Here is a 25,868-nt window from a genome sequence, read left to right on the forward strand (position 1 = left end):
TCGCCGTCGGCACGTCCCCGATGGGATGCGTTCCCGCAATGATGGATCGACCCCTCGATCCGCGTGCAGTCTCGCCGATCTTGGGAGAGGTGAGATAGTGACACTCAATATAGACTTGAGGGTTAGCATAGGAACGCTCGAGCTGAAGAATCCGGTGATGACGGCATCCGGCACATTCGCGTCTGGTAGAGAGTTTGCTGATTTCGTGGATCTGACTCGACTTGGTGCCATCGTGACCAAGGGGGTCTCGGCATGCGCCTGGCCCGGTAACCCGAGTCCTCGTATCGCTGAGACCGCCAGCGGCATGCTGAACTCGATCGGCCTTCAGAACCCGGGCGTCGATGCGTTTGTCGAGAAGGATCTGCGGTGGCTTGAGGACAACGCCCCAGGGACGCCGGTGATCGTAAACGTGAGCGGCCACAGCGCCGAGGACTACGTAGACGTCATCAGACGGCTTGAGATCGAGCCCGGTGTGGCGGGATACGAAATCAACATCTCATGCCCTAACGTCGAGCAGGGAGGCATGGCCTTCGGCACTGATTGTCTGTCGGCCGCGGCGGTCACAGCGGCGTGCCGGGCGGCTACCGCACGGACGTTGATCGTCAAGCTGACCCCGAATGTGACCAGCATCGCCGAGATCGCACGTGCGGTAGAGGCTGAAGGTGCGGATGGAGTATCGGTCATCAACACACTGCTGGGTATGGCAATAGACGCCGAGTCGTGCCGGCCCTTGCTCGCGCGGGTGGTCGGAGGGCTGTCCGGACCTGCGATCAAACCCGTCGCACTTCGGGCGGTGTGGGAGGTCGCCAACGCGGTCAAAGTCCCCGTCATCGGCATGGGTGGCATCGCGAACGGAACCGACGCTGTCGAATTCCTCCTCGCGGGTGCCTCAGCTGTTGCCGTGGGCACCGCGAACTTCGTCGACCCAACTGCTACGATTCGTGTCATAGACGGCATTCGCGAGTACTGTGAGCGCCACACTGTCTTGCGGGCGCGCGACCTGACCGGGGCGCTAAGAGTGTGACCGGGGGTACTCGGCGTGGCTGACAACTTGTTCAAACGATTCATCGCCGTCCTCGGCACTGTTCCTGAGCCGAGAGCACCGATCATCCCAAAAGGGTTGCGCATTCCGTTCTTTCTGGGGCTGATTGCACTATCGCTGCTGCTCTTGGCTCTCATTGTCTTGCTCGTCGTGGTCCCCGAGATTTCGGCGATGAAATCGACCGGCACCATGAGGCTCGATGTATTCTGGCATGCCGTCGCGTAACCCGAAAAGAGAAGCCATGGCCGAGAATCCCATAATCGTGGCGCTTGATGTCTCTGCCGAGGAGGCCGTTGCTCTGGCGCGTTCGCTCCAAGGTCGCGTGCGGTGGCTCAAGGTCGGGATGACGCTCTACTATGCCGCAGGGCCGCGTATCATCGCGGACCTCCGCGAGCTGGGCTTTGACGTTTTCTGCGATCTCAAACTGCACGACATTCCGCATCAGGCAGCCGGAGCAGCTGCTGAGATCGCTCGTCTGGGAGTGGGGATGTTGACCATCCATGCGTGTGGCGGCTTGGCCATGATGCAGGCAGCTGTGGAGGCGTCTGCGAACGCAGCAAAGGACGCTGGTTTGCCTGTGCCGGCGGTGCTCGCGGTCACGGTCCTGACCAGCATGGACAGCGCGGCGTTGGCCGATGTCGGTGTCAATCGGGCCGCGTCCGACCAAGTCCGAATTCTTGGCCAACTGGCGCGTGACGCGGGTGTCGATGGTGTCGTGTGCTCTCCGCACGAAGCTGCGGAGATGCGGGCGCTTTTTGGCAGGAATGCGTTTGTGGTGACACCGGGAGTGCGCCCCGCAGGAGCTGCCGTCGGCGATCAGGCGCGAGTCGCGACGCCTGCGGCTGCACTTCTGGCCGGGGCGAGCCATCTGGTGATTGGTAGACCCATAACTTCGGCGCCGGAGCCGGCGGCCGCGGTGGATGCGATACAACGTGAGATCAGGGAGAAACTTCAGTGACCAACATGAACGATGCCGAGATCATGCAGGCTTTGGAGAGGGCCGAAGCGATCCGTAGCGGACACTTCGTGCTCACAAGCGGACGTCATTCAGCCCAGTACGTTCAGTGCGCACGGGTACTCGAAGATCCTGCCCTCACCACCGATCTCGCGCGAACCGCAGTATCGCGCCTTCCGGAGGACCTCGAAATCGACATCATAGCCGCACCAGCGGTTGGTGGCTTGATCATTGGATTTGCGGTCGCACAGGCACTCGGGGTCAGGTTCATCTTCAGCGAACGCGAGCAGGGCCGGATGGTCTTTCGCCGAGCATTCGAAGTGCCTGCAGGTGCCAGGGTGCTCGTGGTTGAAGACGTGGTCACCACGGGTGGGAGTGTGGCTGAGGTTATCGATCTTGTGCGGGCCGCAGGTGGCACCGTTGTAGGAGTCGTCTCTTTGATAGACAGGGGTGGGGAGAAGAAGTTCGATGCACCCTTTTGGCCTCTCCTTCAACTTGAGGTTGAATCATGGGAGTCGTGTTCGTGTGTCCTATGCGCCGACAACATCCCCGTGTACTCGCCAGGCAGCAGGAGAATTTCCTAGGGATGCTTGGCATAACCGCAGGTCAGGCGTAGCATAACGAGCTACTTCGGTTGACATTGCCACCGTAGATATCGTGAATTGCAGGCACTTGGGCACCGTGACACGGTGTCTGATGGATGAGGAGGACGCATGGCACTTCCGACCCTTTCCGATGCTGATCGTCAGAACGCACTCAAGAAAGCCGCCGAGGCTCGTCAGCAGAGGGCAGCTTTGCGTGCCGAGATCAAGAGCGGCAAGCTTTCGTTTGTCGATGTGATGCGCCGCAGTGATGATCCTGTGGTCGCGCGTATCCGAGTCTCTGCCCTTCTCGAGTCGCTTCCCGGTTACGGGAAGGCCAAGGCCCAGAAGATCATGGGCGAACTCGAGATCTCCGAGAGCCGCCGCGTTCAGGGGCTGGGTGCCCGTCAGCGTGAGCAGCTTCTCGAGCGTCTCGGCTAGTCCGCTGCAGTCACCGGGCGAAACCAGAGCCTGCGATTCGTCGATGCGCAAAGGCAATCTGTTCATCATTTCCGGTCCTTCAGGAGCGGGCAAAGGAACGTTGGTCAAAGAACTCCGCGGTCGGATTGCAGACTTGTGGGTTTCTGTTTCCATGACGACGCGGAGTCCAAGGCCCGGTGAGGTTGAAGGCCGAGAGTACAGTTTCGTCTCAGAAGATGCCTTCGATCGTCTTCGGGCGCAGGACGGCCTCCTTGAGTGGGCCGAAGTTCATGGCAATCACTACGGAACACCCAAGGCACTTGTGGACAGCAAGATCGCCGAGGGGCGTCAGGTCGTTCTCGAAATCGACCCGCAGGGTGCCTTTCAGGTGAAGACCCTCATGCCGGAGTCCGTGCTTGTGTTTGTGATGCCACCGTCGTTTGACGAATTGCAGCGTCGGCTCGTGGGGCGGGGGAGCGAAACCGAGTCGCAAATAGCGGCGCGCCTTGCCACCGCTCGCCGTGAGCTCGAACTTGTGGGAAAATACGACCATGTGGTAATAAACGACGATCTGCTCAGGGCTACTGGCGAGCTTGAACGGATCATCGATGAGTATGCCGATTCGAAAGAAATCTGAGGTTTGCGAATGTCTGTCATCAATCCCGAGATCGACGTACTGCTCTCAAAGGTCGACTCGAAGTACACGCTGTGCGTTCTGTCCGCGAAGCGCGCCCGTCAGATCAACGACATGATTCATGGCGTCCGCGACCAGGCCCTCCTCACCATGCCGACCAGCGAGATCGCCAAACTCACCAGTACCAAGCCGCTGTCCCTCGCACTTGACGAGATCGCAGTCGGCGATGTCGCCTACGAGCGTGCTAAGGACAGCTACAAGTAGGCACACCTCACCTCGCCAGCTCCGAACGCCGACTTCGAGATTTCGCAGTCGGCGTTCGTGTATTCAGGGCGCGTTTGGCGGCTGAAAAACTCGGTGGCGCCTTGTAGAAGCTGCAGACGCGTTCTCCTGAGTGGTATCATGTGTACAACTTTGTGCACAGACAGCCGCGGGCACGGGCGCGGCCGGCGAGGAGAGGGGTACCACGTATGCTTGACGCCACCTTGGCGCATGACGGCATCGACGCGCGTCTCGATATGTTCCGTGAGCGCCGAGCTTCACTCAAGGACAGCAACCGCTACTTCTACCTGCAGCCAACGGTGGGGCCCGTGAATCACCGGACCACCATGGCTGACGGACGCGATATGGTGATGCTCGCCTCGTACAGTTATTTGGGCCTTATCGGCCACCCAAGAATCGATGCGGCCGCCGAGAAAGCCGTTCAGGACTACGGTACGGGTGCCGGCGGAGTCAGGCTCCTGACCGGCACGAGCGACTTGCATGAGCAGCTTGAGGCCAGGGTCGCCAGTTTCACGAAACGCGAAGACTCCTGCGTGTACTCGAGCGGATACGTCACCAACGTGGCGATCATCACCGGACTCACCGGGCCTGGCGATCTCATCCTGATGGACAAGCTCGATCACGCCTCGATCGTGGACGGTGCGCTGCTGTCAGGAGCGAAGTGGCATACCTACCGCCACAACGACATGGGCCACCTAGAGAAGCTCCTCCAGAAGGCACAAGGCGAATACGGCACGATTCTGGTTGTTGCAGACTCCGTCTTCTCCATGGATGGAGACGTGATGGACTTGCCGTCGACGCGTGCTCTGTGCGACACATACGGCGCCCGCCTGATGGTCGACGAGGCGCACTCGATCGGCGCTCTGGGCAAAACGGGGCACGGCATCGAGGAGTATTTCGACATGGTCGGCTCCATTGATCTGAAAATGGGTACGCTGTCCAAGTCGATTCCAAGCATCGGTGGGTATCTGGCGGGCGATCATGATCTGATCGACTACCAGAGGCATTACTCTCGGCCGTTCATCTTCTCTGCTGCTCTGCCGCCCGCTTCCACAGCCGCCGCGCTTGAGGCTTTCAACGTCATCGAAGATGAACCGTGGCGCGTCAAGCAGCTGCATGACATCACTCGTCTGTATACCGAGGGCCTCAAGGCTCAGGGGTGGAACACGATGGATTCGACCACGTGTGTCGTACCGGTGCTGGTGGGCGACGAGTCTCTTACGATGGATTTGACCCGGATGCTCTTTGACCGCGGGGTATTCGTGTGCCCGATCGTTCATCCGGCAGTCCCGCGCGGAAGCGACCGCCTGCGCACGTGTCTTATGGCCACGCACACCAAAGAGGACATCGCACAGGTTCTGGCCGCCTTTGCCGATGCGGGAAAGCAGCTCGGCCTCATCTAGAACGATCGTGGGTGGGGCGTGACGTGTTCGCATCTTGCGTGCGGCGTCCGCACCACCCACGATGTATACTGTGTCGGCAGCCGAGAGGTTGCATTTGGCGGGTGGGCGCCGAAAAGCAGGGGGACTTCGTGGATTCTCCATCTAGGGCACTTACCACGAGCGGAATCAACAGGGGTATCAGGCGGATTGCCTGGGTACCGGCGCCGCTTCTAGCCGGAATCTATGCGGCTGTGCTGTTCTCCCAACTGAGCGGCATGAATCGACTGGCCCCGCTCGAGGCGATCTATCTGGTGCCGATAGTGGCCAGTGTTGTGCTTTCCATCCTCGCGTCCCTCAGATCGTCCGGGGCAGAGCGCATGTTCTGGGTCTTTCTTGCGGCGGCGAACCTCATGCTTGCGTTCTGCGAGTTCCTTCTCCTGTGGTGGGTGGGCTTCATATCTCCTGCGGGTCCCCCGGCTATCTCATGGCCCTTCCAAGGACTTCACGTCGTGGCGGTGATGTGTTTTCTGGGACTTGTGCTGGCAATGACTCGCCTGCAGGACGGAAGACGCCCCGCACGCATAAGGTTCGCCTTGGACGCGGCAGCGGTGGCAGTTCTGATCTACGTAGTGTTACTGGGTCTGTACGCACATCCTCTCATGAGCACAGTGGCCGCACCTGCGTCCGCGGCACTGGTGGGGGCTGCGTATCCGCTGGCAGGCCTGCTGCTGCTCTTTGGCGCGCTCGGCAATCTGGCGGGATTCAAGTTCGTTAGGTGGCGGTCATGGGAGGCGCTCGCCGTGGGCGCGATCGTGGTCTATGCCATCGCCGTCTGCCTATGGCCGGTATGGTATCTGAGTGTCGCTGAGACTACGAGAAACGTATCTCGCGGGGTTCTTGATCTTGTGCAGTTCGGTGGCCACTACATGCTCATGATGGCTGCAGTGTATCGGTTGACCGAGAAGGAGAAGGTCCATCTTCGCCCTCTGCCTCTTCCGGCCTTTGCTCGTCGGCCTTGGGTTTCCGTTCTGGTTCCGATAGCGAGCGTTCTTGGGATTCTTGCGCTGGCGGCCGCTCGCTTACAGACGAGCGATAGCCAATGGTTCCGGGCTTACGGAGTGCTTGTCGTCATACTCCTGGCTCTCGTTTTGGCCAGAAGCCTGCTCGTCGCACTCGAACACAGCGTGCTTGCGCGCGAGACTGTGACCGACCCGTTGACCGGTCTGCCGAACCACAGTTACCTGAGGGCAATACTGACTCGTGAGTTCGATGACGCCAGAGTGTATGGCGAGGAGATGGCACTCGCAGTGCTCGATATCGATGACTTTCACGTCTACAATGAGCGGCTTGGGTATGAGGCAGGAGATCGTACGCTCAAACACATCGGTGAGGTTCTCCAAGCTGCGACCAACGACGGCACCATCGTAGGACGTGTCGATGGGGACCGGTTTGCGATTGTGTTTCCTCTCAAGGGCTCGAGCGCGGCTGCTGTGTGCTGCCAGCAAATCGTCGACAAGATCGAGATACTAGTGGCCTCGTCCGACGGAGAAGTATCCATCTCGGCGGGGATCGCATCATTTCCTCGCGACACAGAGGACCTGGAGGAACTGAAGCACCTCGCAGAAGGTGCGCTTTATCACGCAAAGAGAAGCGGCAAGAATCGCGTGATCATCTACGAGCCCAACCGTCTCCAGGACCTCACCGTGAAAGACACGATGGACAGGATGCAGCGTCAGTCCTTCCTCTCATCGGCCAAAGCGCTCACGGCCGCTCTCGAAGCCCGGTATCCAAGCTCCCAGTTCCATTCTCGGCGCGTGGCCGAGTCTGCCCGGCGTTTGGCAGTGCAGTTGGGTCTTTCCGATGAGCGCGTGTGGCTGGTCGAAGTGGTCGCCCTTCTGCACGATGTTGGCAAGATAAGCCTGCCGGACACAATGATGAACGCAGCCCGTCTCGTCGGCGATTTTGGACGCGAGTACGTCAGACAGCATACCGAGAGAGGCCACGATATCCTGGTGTCGGCAGGCCTTTCGGACGTGGTCCCATCGGTTCGGTCGCACCATGAGAGATGGGACGGCACCGGCCTGCCGGACGGGCTTGTGGGCGAGGAGATTCCGCTGGAAGCGCGTATCGTGGCGGTATGCAATGCGTATGAGTGGATGACCTCTGACCGCGAGTCGGGTGACGCCATGGCGTGGAACTTCGCCCTGTGCGAGATCGAGAAGGGCGCCGGATTACGGTTCGATCCGGCGATCGCCGCCGCGTTCGTCCGGATGGTTTCAGGTGAGCATGCTCACGCCGAGACGTCCGATCAGGGCGTGCTCAGCGCAGCGATTCGATGACGCCCGCGAGGTCGCGAGGCACCAGCGCTCTCTTCCAGCCCGGGGTCGAGGCGGCCGGGACACCATCCTCGTATGCGGGGACCGCATCATCACGGAAGTACACTCCGATCGGAATCCGGCATTGCTCGGGCGCACACGTGAGATCGTGGAATGTCGACAGGGAGAGCTCGAACGCTTTCACGCGGTCCGTGGTGTCCCAAGGGCTCTCTTCGAGCTTGTAAACCCGTTCACGCATCCAGGCGAATGTGTTCAGGTGATTCCATGTCACACACGGCTGGAAGACGTCGACGAGCGCCAAGCCCTTGTGAGTGAGCGCCTGGATGTAGAGGCCGGTGAGATGCTTGATGTCGCCCGCGAAGCCCCGCGCGACGAACGTCGCTCCCTCCGAGAGCGCGAGGCCGATTGGATTGACCGGCTGCTCGAGAACTCCGGTCGGCGTTGAGACCGTCTGCATGAGGTGATCCGTGGTCGGCGATGCCTGCCCCGTGGTGAGTCCGTAGATCTGGTTGTTGTGCGCGATGACGGTGAGGCCGATATTGCGGCGGATGGCGTGAACAAGATGCCCTACGCCGATGCCGTAGCCGTCTCCATCGCCCATCTCGACGATCACGTGGAGGTCGGGGCGTGTGAGGCGTAGCGCGGTTGCGGGCGGGATCGCTCGGCCATGCAGTGCGTGCATGCCTTGCACGTCGAAGAAGTCCGCCCCGTTTCCGTGGCAGCCGATGCCCCAGACGACGGCGAACTCGTGCTTCTCCCATCCCAGCTCGGCCAATGCGTGCTTCAAGGCCTCGGCCATTCCGTAGTTTCCACATCCCGGGCACCAGGTGGGCTTGATTGTGCTGGCTAAAGCTTCTGCGTTTGGCATCTAGATGCCGCCTCCCTTGCCGAGAAGTGCGCCGGCGGGTGTCAAGGCTATGTGGTTGCCGAGAATACGGTGCACGGTCGCGTACACCTGTTCCGGAGAGAAGGGCCGTCCGTCGTGGCGGTTGATGCGGTGTCCGGGTTCGCGCAAGCACTGTTCGCGGATGAGCCCCTCGAGCTGCCCCGTGGCGTTGCCTTCGATCACCAAGGAACGCGCGGAGTGGTCGAGGAAGCCGCCCACGGTGTCACGCGGGAACGGCCACAGCGTGACGAGCTGCAGCATGTTGACCGAGACGCCATCTACTTCCAGCCACTTCATGGCCTCCCGCACCGGCATCTTCGTGGAGCCGAAGAGGATGATCGAGATATCGGCTTCACGCGGGCCGAAGAGGACCGGCGGCGGGACCAGCGTTTCGGCGAGGCGGAGTTTGCGCAGCCTCTTCTCGTTCTGCGCGACTCGGTTCGCCGCGTCTTCTCCGGGCGCCCCCCAGCCGCGCTCATCGTGCTCATAGGAGTTGACGATCTGCTGGGCACCGATGACCCCAGGCAAAACGCGAGGGGAAATGCCTGAGTCAGTGACGCGGTAGCGCAGGTAGTCGGTCACTTCTCCCTCTGTCTGAAGCTCGCCTCGCTCGATCGTGACGGCCGCCGTGTCGAACGGCTCGAGTGTCTGGCGGTTGTCTGAGAGGTAGGTGTCGCCGAGCAGGATGACCGGCGTTTGGAGCTGATCGGCGAGGTTGAACGCCTGCCAGGTGAGTTCGAAAGCGTCGGTCTGGTCGCCGGGCGCCAGAACCACGCGCGGAAACTCGCCCTGCGCCGCGTGCAGCGCGAAGCGCAGGTCCGACTGCTCCGTCCAGGTGGGAAGCCCGGTAGCAGGTCCGGGCCGGGTGAAGAGCCCGACCACGACGGCGGACTCGGACGCACCGGCGAACCCAAGGCCTTCGACCATGAGCGAAAATCCACCGCCGGAGGTGGCGCACATGGAGCGCGTCCCGCCGAATGCCCCGCCGATCACCATGTTCATGGCGGCGATCTCGTCCTCGGTGTGCTTCACGACCACGCCTTGATCATCCGCGTGCGCGGCCATGAAGTGCAGGAGCGAAGATGCCGGCGTCATCGGGTAGGCGCAGTACAGGCCGATGCCGGCAGCCAGCGCCCCCAAGCCGACCGACTCGTTGCCATCCGCAAGAATGCGTGCCGCCGGAAGCGGAAGGTCGCCAAAGCGGTAGGGGAATGCGCAGCCCACGGTCTGTGCGTGCTCGAAACCCCGCGTGGCGGCCAAGATGTTCTGCTCGGCTATCGCCGGTGCTTTGTGGGCGAACTGGGCGCGTAGCGAGTCCAGGAGGCCTTCCAGCGGGAATCCCATGTGGCCGAGCACCGCGCCGAGTGCCGCTACGTTGCGCATGATGCGGATTCCGCCGATTTCGTGGACGATGTCGGTAAGCGGCACCGGCACGAGGCAGAGGTCTTCTCGGCCGGCATCGATTTCTGAGGCGGCGATATCGGCCGGGTCGAAGAGGATGGCCGCACCGGGGGAGAGCTCGCTCAGGTGCGCTGGGATGGTTGCGGCATCGAGCGCGACCAAGATGTCGGTTGCCATCACATGGCTGAAGATCTCGTCTTCGCTGATCCGTAGGTGATAGGTGTTGTGACCACCTTTGATGAGCGATGGGTACTCGGTGAGATCAAAAGTGCGATAGCCCGCGCGGGCGAACAGGCGGGCGAGCGTCTGGCCGGCGGCCTTGATCCCGAACCCGGCAGGTCCTCCGATGCGGATTCGCACTTCCCGGCCGTAGGGGCGATTGTGGCTCATGAGATCCCTTTCGCAAGACGACAGTTGCACCGGCATGCCATACTTGTCCCCATGAAGGACGCTTCCCAAAAACCGACAGTGATTCTGGGCGTGACAGGCTGCATCGCCGCCTACAAGGCGTGTGAGCTGGCGCGCACGCTCATGCGCGCCGGATGTCGCGTGAAAGTCGTCATGACCGAAGCTGCGACTCACTTCGTCGGACCGACGACGTTTCGTGCGCTCACTGGCGAGCCAGTGGCCGTGGGCATGTGGGACGCAGCCGGTGCTGCTATTCACCACATCTCGCTTGCCGAGGAAGCCGACGTCTTCGTCGTGGCCCCGGCCACTGCGAATACGCTGGCGAAGCTTGCGTGCGGGCGCGCCGATGACCTGCTCTCTACCTCAGCGCTTGCTACGCAGGCGCCTCTGGTGTTGGCTCCGGCGATGAATGTGCATATGTGGCGCGCCGAGGCGACTCAAGCCGCGATGGCGACGCTCAGAGTGCGTGGCGCGGGCGTGGTCGAGCCCGACAGCGGAGAGCTTGCGTGCGGTGACATCGGCGAGGGCAGGCTTGCCACGGTGGAGGCGATCGCCGAGGCCGTGCTGGCCGAGGTGCACCGCTCGCGCGATCTGGCCGGAGTGCGCGTGCTTGTGACCGCGGGTCCGACGCAGGAGCCCCTAGACGCGGTGCGGTTCATCGGCAACCGCTCGAGCGGCAAGGCCGGTTACGCGATCGCCGAGGAGGCCGCTCGGCGCGGCGCACACGTGACGCTCGTGAGCGGACCCACCGTGCTGCCGGACCCCTTCGGCGTGACGACGGTGCGGGTCAATACCGCCGAGTCGATGCGCGACGCCGTCGTTCGCGAATACCCGCAGACCGACGTGGTCGTGGCGAGTGCGGCGGTCTCTGACTTTCGTCCGAAGGCTCCCGCCGGGCACAAGCAGAAGAAGGCCGACGCACCGCTGGTGCTGGAGCTTGAGCGCACGCCCGACATTCTCGCCGGTCTGGGAGCCGACAAGGGCGATCGGGTGCTGGTTGGCTTCGCCGCCGAGACGAGCGATTGCGTGAAGTACGCGAGCGAGAAACTGGTTGCGAAGAACCTCGATCTCGTGGTTGCGAACGACGTGTCAACTGAAGGCCTCGGGTTTGGCTCTGACACGAACAGAGTGTGGCTGGTTTCTGCGGAAGGCGTCGATGCATTGCCGGTCATGTCGAAGAAGGCGATAGCTCAGAGGATCTGGGATCGGATCGCTCCAATGGCGGTCAGAGCCACTCATCCACGAAATGAAGAGGGCACCCCATGAAACGTCATCTCGAAGGTCACGCAAAGCGGCTTTCCGCCTATGTCGGCGAGGACGAGCAGTACGACGGCAAACCACTCTACCGCGCGCTGATGGAACAGTCCCGCATCCAAGGGTGCGCCGGTGCAACCGCTCTGCGCGGAATGGCAGGGTTCGGCGCGTCGAGCCGAGACATCGCGAAGCACGGTCTGCGCATGTCGAGTGACCTTCCCGTGCTCGTCGCCGTGATCGACGACGCGATCCGCATCACGGCACTTGCCGAGGTGTGGACTGCGATGCTTCCTGCTGGGCTCATCGTGCTGGAAGACGTCAATGTTGTGGCGTATGTGAGCGCGGAAAACGAGTTCAAGCCTGAGGTTGGAGCGGCCGAGTAGCTCGGACTTGACCAACCCCGCGGGTAAGTTCGCGTAAGTGGTTGCTCGCTTCACCCGTGGCAGGTACCATAGCGTCTTGCCGCTTGTCGGCACGTCGGGCTGTGGCGCAGCTTGGTAGCGCACTTGACTGGGGGTCAAGGGGTCGCAGGTTCAAATCCTGTCAGCCCGACCATCGCACGATCACGAGGCACCCTTCGGGGTGCCTCGTTTCGTCTACCGGCGGGAATGGGGGCGACGCGCGCCGAGCGCAGTTACAAACGCGTCCCGCCAGTGTTCGGCAGCACCAGGGCGACCCCTAGGTCTGCATCCGAAGTCGCCCCGCTAGACCGCCAGTCGCAGATTCCTGCTCACTGTCTCGCGTAATCCGTTGGGCACACCGTGCTCGGCGGCCAAGACGTCCCATCGCGATACGTGTTCGACCGTCTCGTCGATCACTTCGTCGATTCTCCGCTTCGTGAACAGCGGGCTCAGCCGCTGGACAGCGTAGAAGTCCTCTCTGGTGAAGTCGTCCCGTTTCCCGTTGAGTGTCATCCAGTGGCTTGCGACCCACGGGCTTCCGGGCTTGTAGCTGTAGGCGAGGTCGTACGCGGGCGCCAGTCGCCACCGACCGTCCTCGTCGAGCATGAACGAGACGTTCTTTGAGTGGTCGTCGTGGTTACGGGCAACGATGTTGAAGACCATGCGCCTGAACAGCTGCATCGCGTCCTCGGCGCCGAGTCCGAGCTCCCGCGCAGTGGCGAACAGCTCGGCGTAGGAGTAGGAACCCGCCCGCTTGTAGCTGACGTGCGCCAGGGCGTTCAGCGTCTGGACGTGGCGTTTGCGGTTGCCCACTCGGTCGAAGCGCTGCGTGATGAAGTGACGCCGGTTTCCCTCGTCGAGGAGTCGACAGGGCATCATCTCGATTTCGCAGGCGGTCGCCATGAGATAGTACACATACTCCATCGCGCCGTAGCCCAATGGGTCGCCGAACGTCTCCTCGCTCCGACTATGCTCGCTCACACCGTCGAACTTCATGATGCAGTGCGTGAAACCGTCGGGGACGTCCACCTGCCCGGATCGCACACTGGTGAAGTCGTCGTTGAACGCGAGAACCGCCTTTGGGCGAGCGCCTCCCGCGCTCACGCCCACTGAGAGCAGCGCGAGCATAGCGTCCTCGTCGTTTCGGCCGTGGGCGCCGAGCTGCACCCCGAAGTCTGCGCGCTCGTTGAGGACCTCCTGGGCAACCGCGACGAGCGACTCTATTTCGACCTGCTGTGAGGCGTTCAGACCCTTGCGTCGTTCGGCGGGGTGATAGCTGAGCGCGCCCATGCCGCGCTGGCCGATGTACTTGAGGCGCTCGATCGGGGTGATGTCGGCGGTCGAACGACCTCGACTGGCGGTCCAGGCCGCCAGCACCGCGTTTCCGAAGTCGTCGGGTAGTGAGTCGGCGATCATCCCAGGCAGGCCGTGGAACACCTCAGGATCTGCCTCGGGGAACGAATAGACGCGGGCGGACAGCGCCATCTTGAGAGGTGAGAGCTCGATGCCTGTCCTCACGAAGTGAGGCTCGTACTCGAACGAGCCAAGGCCGGTCTCGGTATCGTAGCTGATTGCTCCCACATCCAGCTCACCGCATCTGACGGCCGCGACGTCCGTCACCATGAGGTCTCATCCTTCTTGACACGAGTCGGCGTGGGCTTGTTCTTGGCTCTCGACGCTCTCTGGCGCTCACGGCCTCTGAGCTTCGCGAGCTGGAGAGGCGAGATCTTCTGCACGGGCAGGAACGCATCCAGCTGGTTCACCATGTTCATCGCGAGGAGGATGGCGACGAGGTTCTCAAGCTGAACACGTCCCTGCTCAGCGGCGACCACGGTCGGTCGACTGAGGCCCGCACGTGACGCCACCTCGGCTTGCGTCAGGTCTGCGTTCAGCCGGGCATTTCGCAGCCGATCGCCCAACTCGTCGGCGATGGCTGTTGGTGACATGTTCTCAAATGTCATAATGTCCACCAACCTTTACAGTAAGTGAGAATAGCACTCGTAAAGTAATCGATAATTGACATTGTAGCATATGAATACTGTTCACGTACTCGCAGCTGCGTTCGGTTGCCGCAGGTCCTCAACTGGAGCGGCCGAGTCTGGCCTCGATTCGCGCTCGCAGCAGTTACAAACGCGTCTACTAAGTCCGACCATCGCACGATCACGAGGCACCCTGCGGGGTGCCTCGTTTCATTTGGCTGCGGGAATATGACCAAGAAGCGTTCCAAACGCATCTCGGCCGTTGTCCAGTCGCGTTCACTCGACGTTAAGACTCTCAATCCCGGGGTCGGCGGATTCCCTGACGCGGTTGGACGGCGGGATGGGGTGGAATCCTGTATGGGTGGCGTCATTGCGCTGACGGCAGCTGGCGACGCCTGACTCAAGGACTCGCTCAGGGACGCACCATCTCCGAGTCGGCGTGTAAACGGTTTACTTGTACATCGGCTGCGCGTCCGTTGAGTCCGCAGGTTCTGGCGAGTATCATGAACGCGCTGCCTCGCATCTCACTGCCGTTGGGAGCAATCGAGTAATGGCGGATGCCGCGACCCCGCATGATCGTGATAGCGCGCTGACTGACCTCGGGGAGCTGTCGTCCGGCAATCCCGCACGGACGTCGGGCGATCTCGAGACCGCTGGGCTACCGGGTGAGGAGCGATACCGGCTCCTTTTCGATTCGCTGTTGTACGGATACTGCACCGTCGAGATGATCTTCGACGACGACAATAACCCGCTCGACTACCGCTTCGTCGAGGTCAACCGGCGATTCGAGCAACAGACCGGGTTGCACGATGTTCAAGGGAAGCGAATTCGCGAACTCGCCCCCGACAACGACCCATACTGGTACGAGATCTACGGGAGAGTCGCGCTGACAGGAGAGCCCGCGCGCTTCGAAGCCCCCGCAACGGCGCTCGGCCGCAACTACGAAGTCTCTGCCTTCCGTGTCGGAGCCCCCGCCAGTCGCCTGGTGGGCATCGTCTTCAGCGACATCACGGATCGCATGGTCGCCGCGCAACTGGTCAAGGACGAACTGGCGAGGACGCAGCTCCTGCTGGAGTCTGCATCCGCGCTGGCTGAGGCCACGAGTGTTGAGGGCGCCCTGCAACAACTTGCCCGTCTCGTGTTGGAGGCGACCGGGATCAAGCGGGCGTTCGTCAATCTGATCGACGTTGAGCGAGAAATCCTCATGCCGAGAATCGCCACGGGAGGTCTCGTGCTCCCAACCGGGGGAGAGATTCCGTTCGGCCAACTCAGTGAGACATCTCTGTCCGCGATTCGTGCGGCCACCCTGACGATCCTCGACTACGAACTGCCCGAGACGCCAGAGAAGGATCGGGCTATCGCCAAAGCGAACGCCTGCAGAGTCGCACTGTTCGTTCCGCTGCAGACAGGCGGCCAACTTGTCGGTCACGTGACCTTGGACGAGCCGGGGCAACGTCACGACTTCACCGACCGCGAAATGGATATTGTGGCGGGCATTGCTTCGCATGCGTCAACCGTGGTCAAGAACGCCTTGCTTCTCGACTTTGAGAGAGAATCAGTGCGGCTGAGCCAGGCGCTCAATGAAGTCAACCGCGCCGTTCACTCGACTCTTGAGATCGACGAAGTGATGCAACACGCGCTCGAGGCCGGCTCCAAGGCGCTTGCCTGCGACGCAGCTACCATCGAGATGCGCGAAGGCGATGAGTGGATCGTGCGCCACCAGACGGGATTCTCGCCAGAAGACGTCGGCTGGCGGCTAAGCGAGAAGGAAGCACCCATCGCGACAAGGGCGGCAGGGCTGAAGCATCCGTTTGCGATCGAGAACATGTGTGGCGACGAGACAGTCGACGTCGGTTTCGTCAATAGGTACGGGCCCAAGTCGGTCTTGGCGGTGCCATTACATGCCAAAGGAGAGGTCATCGGCTGTGCACTGTTCTACTCTTCAGCCGCAGTGCGTCGCTTCACGGACGCCGAGATCGACTTCGGCGGCAAACTCGGCTCAGCGGTCTCCCTCGCGCTTGAGAACGCTCGCCTCTACAGCATCGAGCGTAATACCGCCCAGACGCTACAAGGGGCGTTGCTCACATTGCCCGAGTCAGTCCACGGCATCGACTTCGCGGCTTCGTACCGGCCCGCCACGGAGTCGACACTTGTCGGTGGGGACTTCTACGATCTCTTCGAACTCGACTACGATCGCTTGGGCATCACTATCGGCGACATTTCGGGCAAAGGGCTCAAAGCCGCTGTTCTGACATCTCTGGTGAAGGACACCATCCGAGCGCACGCCCATGAGAGTGGAAAGACTCCTGCACAGATACTCACGCTCGCCAACGACCTCGTGCAGAGATCCACGGCGCCTGAAGTTTTCGCGACCGTGTTCTTTGGCATTTTGGACAGAGTGAACGGTCGGCTTTCCTATGCGAGCGCTGGGCACACGACGGCTGCGATTCTGAAGCCCGAAGGCACCGTGGTAACACTGCCGTGTACGAACCCGATTCTCGGGGCATTCGCGTCGGTTGAGTTCGGCGAATGCGAAGCTCGGGTCGGCTCGAATGAGATTCTGTTCCTCTACACCGATGGGTTGACGGAAGCACGCCAAGCCGAAGAGATGTACGGCGAGGACCGGCTGCTTGACCGGCTCGCCTCGTCGGGGGCAGACTGCGCGCGAGATGTGGTCGACGAGGTGATGGCGGACGTCTTGACTTTCTCTTCCGGTCAACTGCGCGATGACCTGGCGATCCTCGCAGTCAGGCGCCTGGAGGCCCCGCCGCACCGAAGTCAGTGACTGCGGGCATGATAGAGGCCAATATGGCGCGGGTTAAGACAGATGACAGAGGCGTGACAACGTGCCTCGTATTGCCGGCCTGACCACAGAGATCGCGGGACTCTTAGTCCCAAGGTCATAGGTGTTGTGACCGTGCCGCAGTTACAAACGCGTCCACTAAGTCCGACCAGTAGAACTGCAGATGAGAGGCCGTGTTCCGGGAAACCGTGAACCGGTCTCTCATTTGTTTTCGAGGGCGCGTGTAGCCGAACTCCGAACAAGCCCGCTTGAGGCCAAGGAGAGAGCAGTAGACGCTGGTCTCGAGGCGCCGCTCTTTGTCGTGGCCACGCTGAGCGTAGAACGCGCACATGTGTTGGTCTTGCGGGAGACTCATCAGGGCTGCTTCGTGCGTGTGTCGGATGACTTCATCCGCTCACAAGCGGGGGGACTTCTGCTTTCTTGGATGGGACATCGTCAAGCAGTCTCTTGAGTTCGCCAGGGATGATGGCTTCGATCATTCGGCCGAAGGTTTCAGGCGGAGTATCCATGCCGCGAGAGAACCACTGTTTGGCATGCGCAGATTCCGACGAAGCGTACGACTGAATGCAGAAACGAAGCAGGGGTGATGGATCCGGCATGCCGTGATACTCACTGAGGGTTTGCAGGATGGTGTGCTCCCTCTGCATCGCGACACGCTCTCGGGCATGAGAACGCTCATCATAGTCCGTGGCCATGTACTCGTAGAACTTGCGCTCGCTGACCAACGTCTCGAAGTGTTTGACGAGTCCTTCCAAGCACGTCAGAGTCCGGCCGATCTCGTCCAGGTAGAGTCGCTGGCAGACACCCGCATACCAGTAGCCGATGTCGAACTTGTTCTCAAAGTGATAGTAGAACGTGCGTCTCGAGATCCCACATTTCATGCAGATCTCACCGACGCTCATGCTCGAAATCGGTTTGTCGACAGCGTGCAGTATCTGCAACTTCACAAGGAAGCCCGGCTCTACGACGAAGACCCGTTCATTCATGATCTCCTCCCGCCTGCGCGACTGCGTACGCCCCATGCACTCAGGATAGCTCATGGGGCGCAAGGTGCAACACGACCCTTCACGATGGACTCGAAGTGTGTCGGTCGGTTGCACAGAAGCGAGTGTTTGATTCCTAGTCGACGAACTGCCCCGATCCCAGAATCGTAGTCGGAGGGGTGCGATATTCGCCCCAGACTAGTCTGCGGAGGGAAGGGGTTTGCATGGATGACAAGGAGATTGGTGTCGACTATGGCCATGAGAGAGGAGTCGGCCTTTCTCGCCGAGCGTTCCTGAAGGGAAGCGGGGCGCTGGCAGGAGCAGCTGTACTCGCCGGGAGTGGTCTTGGTCTGACCGGATGTACGTCGAATGCAGATGCTAAGACGGGCAATGCCACGGGAAACGGATCATACAGTGTCATTGACGTCGAGCTTCTGATCATCGGTGGCGGGCTTGGGGCCCTGTCTGCGGCCTACCAGGCCGTTGAGAAAGGGCAGAACGTTACCATAGTAGACAAGGGTCCGTTCGGTTTCAGCGGTGCCGCCGGATTCAACTGGGATCTCATGCATGAATGGGTTCCAGCGAGCGACTTCAAACTCGAGCCGATCATCCCGAACGTGACCAACGAAGTCGCGCTCAAGGCAGCCATGCTGACGGATCCGAATGCGGACGGCCTGGTAACCCTCATGAATCGTGGTCAAGTGGCTGGCCGCCGCAATCCCGACGGAAGCGTTCGGTACGTTCTGAAGGTTCCGGGATTCGAGATCATCGAGGGAAGCTACCCGCGTCATGAGCAGGACCAGCTCAAGAGGTCGCCGTTTCTCAGCATAGAGGATCGAACGATGCTGACGGACCTGCTGGTCAATGACGGCGTCTGCCTAGGCGCGATCGGCATCCATTTGCCGAGCGGTGAACTTCGAGTATACCGCGCGAACGCCGTCATCCTTGCAGCCGGTGGCAGTTGCTGGATGAACGGATGGAGCACGGTGTCTGCAAGGACGATCAATAGTCCCGACAACACGTCCGACATCGAGATAGCGGCTTATCGGCATGGTGCGGCGATTGGAGATGCCGAATACGGAGCATACGACCTGATCACAACCTATCCGACAGGCATCGCCTATGGCTTCAACTCAGGCATCGGCGCTGACGCGAACGAGAATGCGTACATCCTCGGCGGAGACGGCAAACCCCTGCTCACGGACCCGTCGTACGACAAGGTACGCTTCCAGTTTGACCGGGTGTACTTCAATCAGATTCTCGGAACAGAACTGGCGAAGGGCCGAGGTACGAAGAGCGGCGGGTGCCTCATCGATCTTAGCAAGCCTGAGATACGTGCAGGCCTCCGCCAAACCTATGCGCGCTCCATCGCGCTGTTCAAGGACAACTTCGGCATCGATGTGAGCACCGATCTCATCGAGCTTGGCCTCGAAATGTATGAACATGGTGGTGCGCCGGTGATCAGCGATAAGCTGATGAGCACCGAGATCGCAGGCCTCTTCTGCGTGCGCGGCACGGGCGTATACGGTGAGAACGCCGGAACGAGTGTGTACCTCAGCAATAGGTTCGGCTCGTACGCGACTCGGTGCGCGATCGAGTATCTCGGGAGTCTCAAGGCTCCGAAGACGATCGACTGGACGCCGGTTGCCGATGAGTACACGAGGCTCCATGAGCTTCGGACACGCGAGGTCAAAGGCGGCCTGAGGCCACACGTAGTGCGCCACAAGATCCAGCAGGCGTGCGGCACCTGCATGAGCATCGTTCGCGAGAAGGCAGCCCTTGAGGCGGCAGTGACCGAGCTTGCGCGCATCCGTACTGAGGACATGCCGAAGATGGTTCTAGGCACGGATACCTTGACCTACAACATGGATTGGAAACAAGCCATCGAGAACTACAACCTGCTTGAGATCGCCGAGATGAGCGTCAAGGCAACATTGATGCGGGAGGAGACCCGTGGCCAGTATGTGCGCGTCGATTTCCCAAAGAAGGATGACGCTAAGTGGAAGTGTGTCATTGCGGCCTCACTCAAAGATCATGCGATGACATTCGCGAAGCGGGAAATGCCGGAACTCACCTGGTAACCAACAAGGTTCAACGCAATCGAGGAGCGAATACTCTATGAACATCACTTTCAAGAAATACGACCCAGCGGTAGACGCCGCACCCTACGAAGTGACCTGCGAGGTTGAGCACTGGGACAAGATGACGGTACTCGAAGCAATTTCGTGGGCGAACGAGAATCGTGAGCCAATTGCTTTTGACTACTCCTGCCGGGGACGAGTGTGCGGACGCTGCGCCGTCATGCTCGACGGCAACCCTATTCTGGCCTGCGTCACGATGATCGGCGACGCGAGCCACAAGATCGAGCCACTCGTTGGCCAGCCCGTGCTGCATGACCTGATCGTTGACAAGAGTCAGGCCCAGGCCCGGATAGCGCAGAAGTACGCGCGCGTTCGGACCTCGCCACTCAAGAAGGAGGAGATCAACACCTACGACATGACGGTTGCGGAGAAGATCAAAGCGCTGGAGTGGTGCGCCCGCTGCCAGGTCTGCACTGCCGCCTGCCCGGCGCACGCCGCAGCTCCGTCGAAGTACGTTGGACCGGCCTCAATGCTCGCAACCGCTTTCCGGTTCTACGATCCCTACGATCAGGCGGACAGAGTGGTTGAGGCGGTGCAGGAGGGCCTTTGGGCCTGCATCATGTGCGGCAAGTGCGACCAGGTCTGTCCCCAAGGCGAGATCAAACATCTGGACTACTGGACTGACCTGCGCGCTGCCGCCACCGCACGGGGCTTCACTGCACCGAAGGCGTAGATACAAGAACTCGGGTGTTTGGCTGGGCGTCCACTTGGAGAGATCGAGGAGAGTAGAAACGCGCCCACCGTGCCCGGCCAGTAGAGCTGCAGATGAGAGGCCGTGTTCCGGGAAGCCGTGAACCGGTCTCTCATTCGTTTTCGGCGAGTATGCAGCGCGCCTTCATGATCTCTGAGGAAGAAGTGAGAGCAGCGTCTCAAACAAGAAAGACGAGGTCAAAGGCCTCGTCCACTAGCAATACCTTACCACATTCCGGCCTTCAGAACGAGTCCTGTATTTGTCGCAAGAAGAGCGTATAAGCAGTACCCGAGGTGATGCGAATGTTAGTACCCTTTGGGCAAGACGCTGGGCGGCTCCAGATTGCACGGGCGGTTCACGAACTGGAGTCGTGCAACACCACGATCGAGTGCTACGGCCTGTCGCTGTCGTCGGCAGACATCCAGGCGCTCGTCGTCGGACGTCTTGAGGCGCTCCGTGAGAGTGAGCGTGTCGAGTTTGGAGGCGGCGTTACCAAAGCGCTGGTCTTGGCGTTTGCCGGTTCGCCGCACGTTTCGCAGAGTACCTTCGCTCAGCAGATTCTTGAGCTGCAGGACCTCTTCTATGAGTTCAAGAACGAATCGCTCGAGCAGGTTCCTGACGACGAGCTTATCGGCAAAATACGATCGCTGTTTGACGATGTGGCTGAAGGCGACATGGAGTGCCTTGCCGAGGCGTTGTTCGATGGGCTCGGCCGGCACATTCGCGAGGAGGCTCTGGGCGAGCCCGACACTGCCCACCCAGAGGCCGACAATGCCGCCGCGAATGCCTACACGCTCGCCGCGCATCGTTACGACGTTTCCAAATGGGTCGATGATACTTACGCGCCCGCCTGGGAAGGCGCGAGTTGGCTGGATGAGTAGGTTGCGCATGACTGATGAGCGCGGGCTGATGCGAGAGGCGCGTGTGGCCGACGAGCTTGTGTCATCGGCCGATGAGGTCGCGTTCCAGGACGCCTTCCTGCGGCTGGTGGAACGACGCACCGCGATCTATACCATGGGCGACAGTACCTCCGTGCCCACCCATGTGGCGGCTGATCTCCTGCGCTCCATATGCTTCGTGCTGGGCATCGATCCAGAGGAGCGGACCGTGCCCGAGCAGCTGCTTCAGGTCGATCTCGAGAGCGAATTCAGGCGCCGTCTCGCCGAGGTCGGGCGCAAGGTCGAGGCTGCCGAGCAGCTCTGGCGCAACGTCTGTATTGCCATGCCGTTGATTCCGAACATCGCGCTGCGCGACACTCTTACAGGCATCGGTGATTTTTTCAAGCACTACGATTACCGATCAATGGCACACGAGGTCCCGTGCAGCATCGACTATCCGCTCTGCCATCCGGTCGATTCGTCGCTCTCAGGCATTGACTTCATTGCCGAGTACCTACGGCGCATGATGATCGAGGCGCAGTTCCTGCGGTTCTTCGAGATCGCCTCCTGTGAGCGCGTGCTTGCCGCCGCCAGTCCAGACTACATCGGGCTGCTCGTGAACGTGTACGAGCCGGTTGCGATCAACGTGATTGGTCTGGTGCTGCTCGGTGAGGATCCGGCACGGCTGGCAATCGGGGACGGGGAGCGCACGGCGATTGCTGCGCGTCTTGAACCCCTTGGGAATGCGCAGCGTGCTCGGGCGTTGCAGCAGGTGGCAACCAAGACGTGTGATGTTCTGAGCGTCTCCGACGAAGATGCGCGGGAGTACTTGATCGCCATGGTGTCCGAGCTGCTGCCGAGGATTGAGGTGGGACTGGCGTATAGGAGCTTGGACGCGGTCTTTGTGGGCTAGAAAGCCTGAAGGATTCCGAGTGGGCCAGCAACGCTGTTCGGGCGATTGGCGGCTGCCGATAAGCCTGGTGTGCGCCCATGACAACAACAAGCGGTGACTCGGCGCAGGGGTCAGGCAAGCTTCTCGGAAAGCTCCACCCAGAGGTCCTCGAGGTCGGAGATCTGCTGTCTGGCTTCCTGAAGGCGGCCTTGGATGTCACCCAAGGCGATGTAGTCTGAAGGATTCGCCGCCTCCATCTCGTCGCGGATGGCATCCGCTTTTGTGCCCAGCGTGTCCAGCTTGCGCTCAACAGACGCGAGTTGCTTCTTGAGGGCGTATTCGTCGGCTCGCAGGAGTGAAGGTCGGGGCTGCGCATTCGGTTTTGCGAGCTTCGCCTTCACGCGCCCCTGATCGCGTTCGTCTACGAGGCGCAGGTACTCGTCAACGCCGCCCGGCACGTGCACGACTCTGCCGTCGACAATCGCGAACTGATCATCGGTGACGCGTTCCATCAGGTAGCGGTCATGGGTGATGAGCAGGAGGGTGCCGGGCCACGTGTCCAGAAGGCTTTCCACGACTGCGAGCATGTCGATGTCTAGGTCGTTGTCTGGCTCATCCAAGATGAGGACGTTTGGCTTGTCCAAGAGGATGAGCATCAGCTGAAGACGGCGCTTCTGTCCGCCGGACAAGTCAGATACCGGTGTGGACAGGTGTGCAGTCTCGAATCCGAGCCGTTCCAGCAGCTGGGCGGGCGTTATCTCTCGGCCATCGATTTCGTAGCGAGTCTTGTAGTGCGAGAGAACCTCGCGGACTCGGGAGTTGCCCAGCTCATTCAGTTCGTCCAGGTGTTGCGACAGAATCGCGAACTTGACGGTCTTGCCGATCTTCACGTGACCGGAAGTCGGTATGACGGAGCCTTGGATGATGTTGAGTAGCGTCGTTTTGCCCGCTCCGTTCTCGCCCAGAATGCCAAACCTGTCTCCAGGGCCGATACGCCACGTGACATCATCGATGACAGTCTTGTCGCCGAGGCGCTCGGTCACGTCCACAAGGTCGACAACCTGCTTGCCCAGACGAGACATCGCTGACCGTTTGAGCTCAAGGGAGTTGCGCACCGGCGGCTCGTCGGCGATGAGTGCACGCGCCGTCTCCACGTGGAACTTGGGCTTGGTCGCACGGGCACGAGCGCCGCGCGAGAGCCAAGCGAGCTCCTTGCGCATGAGGTTCTTGCGCTTCTGCTCGGCGGTTTGGGCGGCCTCCTCCCGTTCGACGCGCTGGAGCACATAGGCCGAGTATCCGCCCTCGAACTGCTCCACCAGCCCGTCGTGCACCTCCCACATACCTAAGCAGACTTCATCGAGAAACCACCGGTCGTGGGTGACCACGAGAAGCGCGCCTGACTTTTTCGTCCAGCGCTGCTTGAGGTGCTCGGCGAGCCACGCGATAGCTCGAACGTCGAGGTGGTTGGTGGGCTCGTCGAGCATGAGCACGTCGCAGTCTCCGACGAGCACGCGGGCGAGATCCACTCGGCGTCGCTGTCCGCCGGAAAGCTCGCCGATTGGGCCATTCCAGGGGATGTCTTCGATGAGGCCGTGGATGATGTTGCGGATCCGGGCGTCGGAGGCCCACGTGTGTTCCGGCACGTCGCCAACAACCGCGTGGGCGACGGTTTCTTCGGGATTGAGAGCGTCGGCCTGCCGAAGCATGCCGAAGGTAGTCCCTCGGCGCCTCATGACGCGTCCGGTATCGGGCTCGAACGCACCCGCGAGCAGCGAGAGGAGCGATGACTTACCGTCGCCGTTGCGGCCGACAATGCCGATCCGGTCACCGTCGTTGATTCCGAGTGTGACCGAGTCGAAGACCGTCTTGGCCGGATATTCCAGATGGACGTTCTCACATCCGAGCAGAAACGCCACTGAACAGACCTCGATTCACGGACAGCAGGTGAGCACGAACGACACTATCGCACTGCCGGAGACCAAAGGATACCCACATGGGCGAGTAGGGCAGTGTCACGTCCGAAAGTGCGTCGGAATGGCACACGGAGGTCGTCTCTTTTGCTAGAGTTGACAGAACAGGTCTGGGGGCCGCGCTGCATGAGATGGCGACACGGCGATGAAGCGTTTCGGCGAAGGGGGACGGCGTCATGCATTTTGTGGGGGATACTGTGTGCGGAAAGAGTGGGGGCGCGAAGCGTGCGATGTTCGCGGTCGTCTTCGGAGCGATCTTGTTGGCCGCATTGCTGGTTCCGCAACTCGCGATGGCGGCTACGCCTCGGCTGGGTACGTCGCTTCCATCGATTTTTAGTCGCGGAACAATAGGATCGGTCGCTTCGCCGAGTCTGGGCACCATGTCTTCACTCAAGACGTTCTCGGCGGCGGGTGTTACTTCGAGTCACGAAGTCGCAGCGATGACGCTAGACTCGACATCAGGTTCCGGAGAAGTTCAGATTCCTTCGATGGGCAACTTTTTCTGGGTTGGCGACTATCTGTGTATTCAGGGGCTGGTCGGAAACGACCAGAGTTCCCCGGTGGGCATGGTCCGGCTGGCATTTACGGTGAAGTCCGCCGACACGACCATAGCGACCGACACCGGTTGGGCGCTGATATACAATCTCGTGCCAGACAATATCGCGAGTTACACGGACTATATGACCCTACCCGTCCCTACGGGTACGGCCGTCACCGTGTTTGTGAGCGCATTCGGAACCATTCCCACTGAGTATCCAACCGCCGTAGATCTCACACTCGTCGGGCGGACTGAGACGGTTATCAATGGCCTTCGCGCATACTCGTGTTCGTTCCGTAACGATTCACGTGTGGCGGTGGAATCACCCGTAGCGGGAGGCTGGGAACTCAACTCGGCCGACGACCTCATTGACACGCTGTTCGACTACGACGACGGTCTCGTGATCAACCCAGGCGAAACTTGGACTTCAGTGGTTCAGAGTACTTTCAACGATGTGCCGACGACTGTGGATACCTACGCGCAGGCGCTCCCGATCCCAGTGACAGACCTGCCCATCTATCGCTTCTTCAACAGGAACAACGGTAGCCACTTCTACACGGCGTCTGCCGGGGAGCGGGATACCGTCATTGCTCAATACAGCGCGACCTTCAGCTATGAAGGTCGCGCCTATGGCGTAAATACTACCAATCCATACAACAACGCTCCTCTCTACCGGTTCTACAACAAGAAGAACGGCAGCCACTTCTACACGGCATCTCTCCAAGAGCGAAACACGGTAATCGCTTTGTGGGGCGCAACCTACAACTACGAGGGCCCGGCCTACAACGTGTGCACGTACTCCGCGGGGACAACGCCGGTGTATCGCTTCTACAACAGGAATAATGGCAGCCACTTCTACACGGTATCCGTGGACGAGCGCAATACAGTCATGGCCGCGTACTCGGCGACTTACAGTTATGAAGGCGTAGCATTCTTTGTGGCGCTCTAGGATTTCCGAGTTGCATCGGCTATGACGATGCGCTTCTAGTCTGAGCTTTCTTGAAGGCCCCG

At 60.7% G+C, this 25,868-nt stretch carries 23 protein-coding genes and 1 tRNA gene; 18 read left to right on the plus strand and 6 right to left on the minus strand.

The genetic code is table 11. The features are described from left to right. Nucleotides 1–25 precede the first annotated feature (25 nt). From HGA39_00185 to HGA39_00225, 9 genes are all read left to right on the plus strand, one after another. Nucleotides 26–1,024, plus strand: a complete 999-nt coding sequence (locus tag HGA39_00185) for a dihydroorotate dehydrogenase (protein ID NTW27775.1) — start codon at nt 26–28, stop codon at nt 1,022–1,024. Between the two features lie 15 nt (nt 1,025–1,039). Further along, entirely contained in the window at nt 1,040–1,267 is a 228-nt protein-coding gene (locus HGA39_00190; protein ID NTW27776.1) for a hypothetical protein, read from the plus strand. Nucleotides 1,268–1,283: 16 nt separating this feature from the next. Beyond that, nucleotides 1,284–2,000: an orotidine-5'-phosphate decarboxylase gene (gene pyrF / locus HGA39_00195; protein NTW27777.1), complete on the plus strand. Its 717-nt coding sequence runs from the start codon at nt 1,284–1,286 to the stop codon at nt 1,998–2,000. A 5-nt stretch (nt 2,001–2,005) separates the two neighbouring features. Next, a complete protein-coding gene (locus tag HGA39_00200) occupies nt 2,006–2,581 on the plus strand; it encodes an orotate phosphoribosyltransferase (protein ID NTW27778.1) in 576 nt (191 codons plus the stop codon). A gap of 129 nt (nt 2,582–2,710) precedes the next feature. Beyond that, entirely contained in the window at nt 2,711–3,019 is a 309-nt protein-coding gene (locus HGA39_00205) for an integration host factor (GenBank protein ID NTW27779.1), read from the plus strand. A 43-nt stretch (nt 3,020–3,062) separates the two neighbouring features. Beyond that, nucleotides 3,063–3,635, plus strand: a complete 573-nt coding sequence (gmk, locus tag HGA39_00210) for a guanylate kinase (protein ID NTW27780.1) — start codon at nt 3,063–3,065, stop codon at nt 3,633–3,635. A 9-nt stretch (nt 3,636–3,644) separates the two neighbouring features. Next, complete coding sequence (gene rpoZ, locus HGA39_00215; GenBank protein NTW27781.1) at nt 3,645–3,896, plus strand: DNA-directed RNA polymerase subunit omega; 252 nt, start codon at nt 3,645–3,647, stop codon at nt 3,894–3,896. 206 nt (nt 3,897–4,102) lie between these two features. Beyond that, complete coding sequence (locus HGA39_00220) at nt 4,103–5,317, plus strand: pyridoxal phosphate-dependent aminotransferase family protein (GenBank protein NTW27782.1); 1,215 nt, start codon at nt 4,103–4,105, stop codon at nt 5,315–5,317. Between the two features lie 128 nt (nt 5,318–5,445). Beyond that, nucleotides 5,446–7,635, plus strand: a complete 2,190-nt coding sequence (locus tag HGA39_00225; GenBank protein ID NTW27783.1) for a diguanylate cyclase — start codon at nt 5,446–5,448, stop codon at nt 7,633–7,635. Here HGA39_00225 and HGA39_00230 read toward each other — a convergent pair. Beyond that, nucleotides 7,616–8,500, minus strand: coding sequence for a 2-oxoacid ferredoxin oxidoreductase (locus HGA39_00230; protein ID NTW27784.1), 885 nt, complete (start codon nt 8,498–8,500; stop codon nt 7,616–7,618). The genes HGA39_00225 and HGA39_00230 overlap by 20 nt on opposite strands. Beyond that, nucleotides 8,501–10,309 carry a 2-oxoacid:acceptor oxidoreductase subunit alpha gene (locus tag HGA39_00235; protein ID NTW27785.1) on the minus strand — a complete coding sequence of 603 codons (1,809 nt, stop codon included), beginning with the start codon at nt 10,307–10,309 and terminating at the stop codon, nt 8,501–8,503. A 51-nt stretch (nt 10,310–10,360) separates the two neighbouring features. Between HGA39_00235 and coaBC the strand changes: the two genes are divergently transcribed. From coaBC to HGA39_00250, 3 genes are all read left to right on the plus strand, one after another. Next, on the plus strand, nt 10,361–11,593 hold the full coding sequence (gene coaBC / locus HGA39_00240; GenBank protein NTW27786.1) for a bifunctional phosphopantothenoylcysteine decarboxylase/phosphopantothenate--cysteine ligase CoaBC: 1,233 nt from the start codon (nt 10,361–10,363) through the stop codon (nt 11,591–11,593). Then, the gene (locus HGA39_00245; GenBank protein ID NTW27787.1) at nt 11,590–11,964 is read left to right on the plus strand and encodes a DUF190 domain-containing protein; all 375 of its coding nucleotides are present in this window, start codon (nt 11,590–11,592) and stop codon (nt 11,962–11,964) included. Before coaBC ends, HGA39_00245 begins: the two co-directional genes overlap by 4 nt. A 95-nt stretch (nt 11,965–12,059) precedes the next feature. Next, a tRNA-Pro gene (locus HGA39_00250) sits at nt 12,060–12,136 on the plus strand. Between the two features lie 149 nt (nt 12,137–12,285). On the opposite strand, the gene HGA39_00255 is transcribed toward HGA39_00250, so the two are convergent. Together HGA39_00255 and HGA39_00260 are read right to left on the minus strand one after the other, a co-directional pair. After that, nucleotides 12,286–13,605 carry a type II toxin-antitoxin system HipA family toxin gene (locus tag HGA39_00255; GenBank protein NTW27788.1) on the minus strand — a complete coding sequence of 440 codons (1,320 nt, stop codon included), beginning with the start codon at nt 13,603–13,605 and terminating at the stop codon, nt 12,286–12,288. Beyond that, on the minus strand, nt 13,599–13,943 hold the full coding sequence (locus tag HGA39_00260; protein ID NTW27789.1) for a helix-turn-helix transcriptional regulator: 345 nt from the start codon (nt 13,941–13,943) through the stop codon (nt 13,599–13,601). The genes HGA39_00255 and HGA39_00260 overlap by 7 nt, the downstream gene beginning before the upstream one ends. Before the next feature lie 568 nt (nt 13,944–14,511). Between HGA39_00260 and HGA39_00265 the strand changes: the two genes are divergently transcribed. Further along, nucleotides 14,512–16,746: a SpoIIE family protein phosphatase gene (locus HGA39_00265; protein ID NTW27790.1), complete on the plus strand. Its 2,235-nt coding sequence runs from the start codon at nt 14,512–14,514 to the stop codon at nt 16,744–16,746. A 404-nt stretch (nt 16,747–17,150) separates the two neighbouring features. On the opposite strand, the gene HGA39_00270 is transcribed toward HGA39_00265, so the two are convergent. Next, nucleotides 17,151–17,750, minus strand: a complete 600-nt coding sequence (locus HGA39_00270) for a TetR family transcriptional regulator (GenBank protein NTW27791.1) — start codon at nt 17,748–17,750, stop codon at nt 17,151–17,153. 221 nt (nt 17,751–17,971) lie between these two features. Between HGA39_00270 and HGA39_00275 the strand changes: the two genes are divergently transcribed. From HGA39_00275 to HGA39_00290, 4 genes are all read left to right on the plus strand, one after another. Next, a complete protein-coding gene (locus HGA39_00275; GenBank protein NTW27792.1) occupies nt 17,972–19,828 on the plus strand; it encodes an FAD-binding protein in 1,857 nt (618 codons plus the stop codon). A gap of 37 nt (nt 19,829–19,865) precedes the next feature. After that, a complete protein-coding gene (locus HGA39_00280; protein NTW27793.1) occupies nt 19,866–20,561 on the plus strand; it encodes a 4Fe-4S dicluster domain-containing protein in 696 nt (231 codons plus the stop codon). Nucleotides 20,562–20,881: 320 nt separating this feature from the next. Beyond that, entirely contained in the window at nt 20,882–21,460 is a 579-nt protein-coding gene (locus HGA39_00285) for a hypothetical protein (GenBank protein NTW27794.1), read from the plus strand. Between the two features lie 7 nt (nt 21,461–21,467). Beyond that, nucleotides 21,468–22,370 carry a hypothetical protein gene (locus HGA39_00290; protein NTW27795.1) on the plus strand — a complete coding sequence of 301 codons (903 nt, stop codon included), beginning with the start codon at nt 21,468–21,470 and terminating at the stop codon, nt 22,368–22,370. A gap of 110 nt (nt 22,371–22,480) precedes the next feature. Here HGA39_00290 and HGA39_00295 read toward each other — a convergent pair whose 3' ends face one another. Then, nucleotides 22,481–24,265 (minus strand): ABC-F family ATP-binding cassette domain-containing protein, encoded by a 1,785-nt coding sequence (locus HGA39_00295; protein ID NTW27796.1) that lies wholly within the window; start codon nt 24,263–24,265, stop codon nt 22,481–22,483. A gap of 230 nt (nt 24,266–24,495) precedes the next feature. Here HGA39_00295 and HGA39_00300 point away from each other — a divergent pair, with 230 nt between their 5' ends. Continuing rightward, entirely contained in the window at nt 24,496–25,806 is a 1,311-nt protein-coding gene (locus tag HGA39_00300; protein NTW27797.1) for a hypothetical protein, read from the plus strand. Nucleotides 25,807–25,868: the final 62 nt, after the last annotated feature.

It is taken from the genome of Coriobacteriia bacterium (assembly GCA_013336165.1).
Lineage (GTDB): Bacteria > Actinomycetota > Coriobacteriia > Anaerosomatales > JAAXUF01 > JAAXUF01.

What these genes read in the sequence shown, in the direction of transcription:
- HGA39_00185 (NTW27775.1), top strand. Translation starts at nt 26, where the DNA reads ATGCGTTCCCGCAATGATGGATCGACCCCTCGATCCGCGTGCAGTCTC.
- pyrF (NTW27777.1), top strand. Translation starts at nt 1,284, where the DNA reads ATGGCCGAGAATCCCATAATCGTGGCGCTTGATGTCTCTGCCGAGGAG.
- HGA39_00200 (NTW27778.1), top strand. Translation starts at nt 2,006, where the DNA reads ATGAACGATGCCGAGATCATGCAGGCTTTGGAGAGGGCCGAAGCGATC.
- HGA39_00205 (NTW27779.1), top strand. Translation starts at nt 2,711, where the DNA reads ATGGCACTTCCGACCCTTTCCGATGCTGATCGTCAGAACGCACTCAAG.
- gmk (NTW27780.1), top strand. Translation starts at nt 3,063, where the DNA reads ATGCGCAAAGGCAATCTGTTCATCATTTCCGGTCCTTCAGGAGCGGGC.
- rpoZ (NTW27781.1), top strand. Translation starts at nt 3,645, where the DNA reads ATGTCTGTCATCAATCCCGAGATCGACGTACTGCTCTCAAAGGTCGAC.
- HGA39_00220 (NTW27782.1), top strand. Translation starts at nt 4,103, where the DNA reads ATGCTTGACGCCACCTTGGCGCATGACGGCATCGACGCGCGTCTCGAT.
- HGA39_00230 (NTW27784.1), bottom strand. Translation starts at nt 8,500, where the DNA reads ATGCCAAACGCAGAAGCTTTAGCCAGCACAATCAAGCCCACCTGGTGC.
- HGA39_00235 (NTW27785.1), bottom strand. Translation starts at nt 10,309, where the DNA reads ATGAGCCACAATCGCCCCTACGGCCGGGAAGTGCGAATCCGCATCGGA.
- coaBC (NTW27786.1), top strand. Translation starts at nt 10,361, where the DNA reads ATGAAGGACGCTTCCCAAAAACCGACAGTGATTCTGGGCGTGACAGGC.
- HGA39_00245 (NTW27787.1), top strand. Translation starts at nt 11,590, where the DNA reads ATGAAACGTCATCTCGAAGGTCACGCAAAGCGGCTTTCCGCCTATGTC.
- HGA39_00255 (NTW27788.1), bottom strand. Translation starts at nt 13,605, where the DNA reads ATGGTGACGGACGTCGCGGCCGTCAGATGCGGTGAGCTGGATGTGGGA.
- HGA39_00260 (NTW27789.1), bottom strand. Translation starts at nt 13,943, where the DNA reads ATGACATTTGAGAACATGTCACCAACAGCCATCGCCGACGAGTTGGGC.
- HGA39_00265 (NTW27790.1), top strand. Translation starts at nt 14,512, where the DNA reads ATGGCGGATGCCGCGACCCCGCATGATCGTGATAGCGCGCTGACTGAC.
- HGA39_00270 (NTW27791.1), bottom strand. Translation starts at nt 17,750, where the DNA reads ATGAATGAACGGGTCTTCGTCGTAGAGCCGGGCTTCCTTGTGAAGTTG.
- HGA39_00275 (NTW27792.1), top strand. Translation starts at nt 17,972, where the DNA reads ATGGATGACAAGGAGATTGGTGTCGACTATGGCCATGAGAGAGGAGTC.
- HGA39_00280 (NTW27793.1), top strand. Translation starts at nt 19,866, where the DNA reads ATGAACATCACTTTCAAGAAATACGACCCAGCGGTAGACGCCGCACCC.
- HGA39_00285 (NTW27794.1), top strand. Translation starts at nt 20,882, where the DNA reads ATGTTAGTACCCTTTGGGCAAGACGCTGGGCGGCTCCAGATTGCACGG.
- HGA39_00290 (NTW27795.1), top strand. Translation starts at nt 21,468, where the DNA reads ATGACTGATGAGCGCGGGCTGATGCGAGAGGCGCGTGTGGCCGACGAG.
- HGA39_00300 (NTW27797.1), top strand. Translation starts at nt 24,496, where the DNA reads ATGCATTTTGTGGGGGATACTGTGTGCGGAAAGAGTGGGGGCGCGAAG.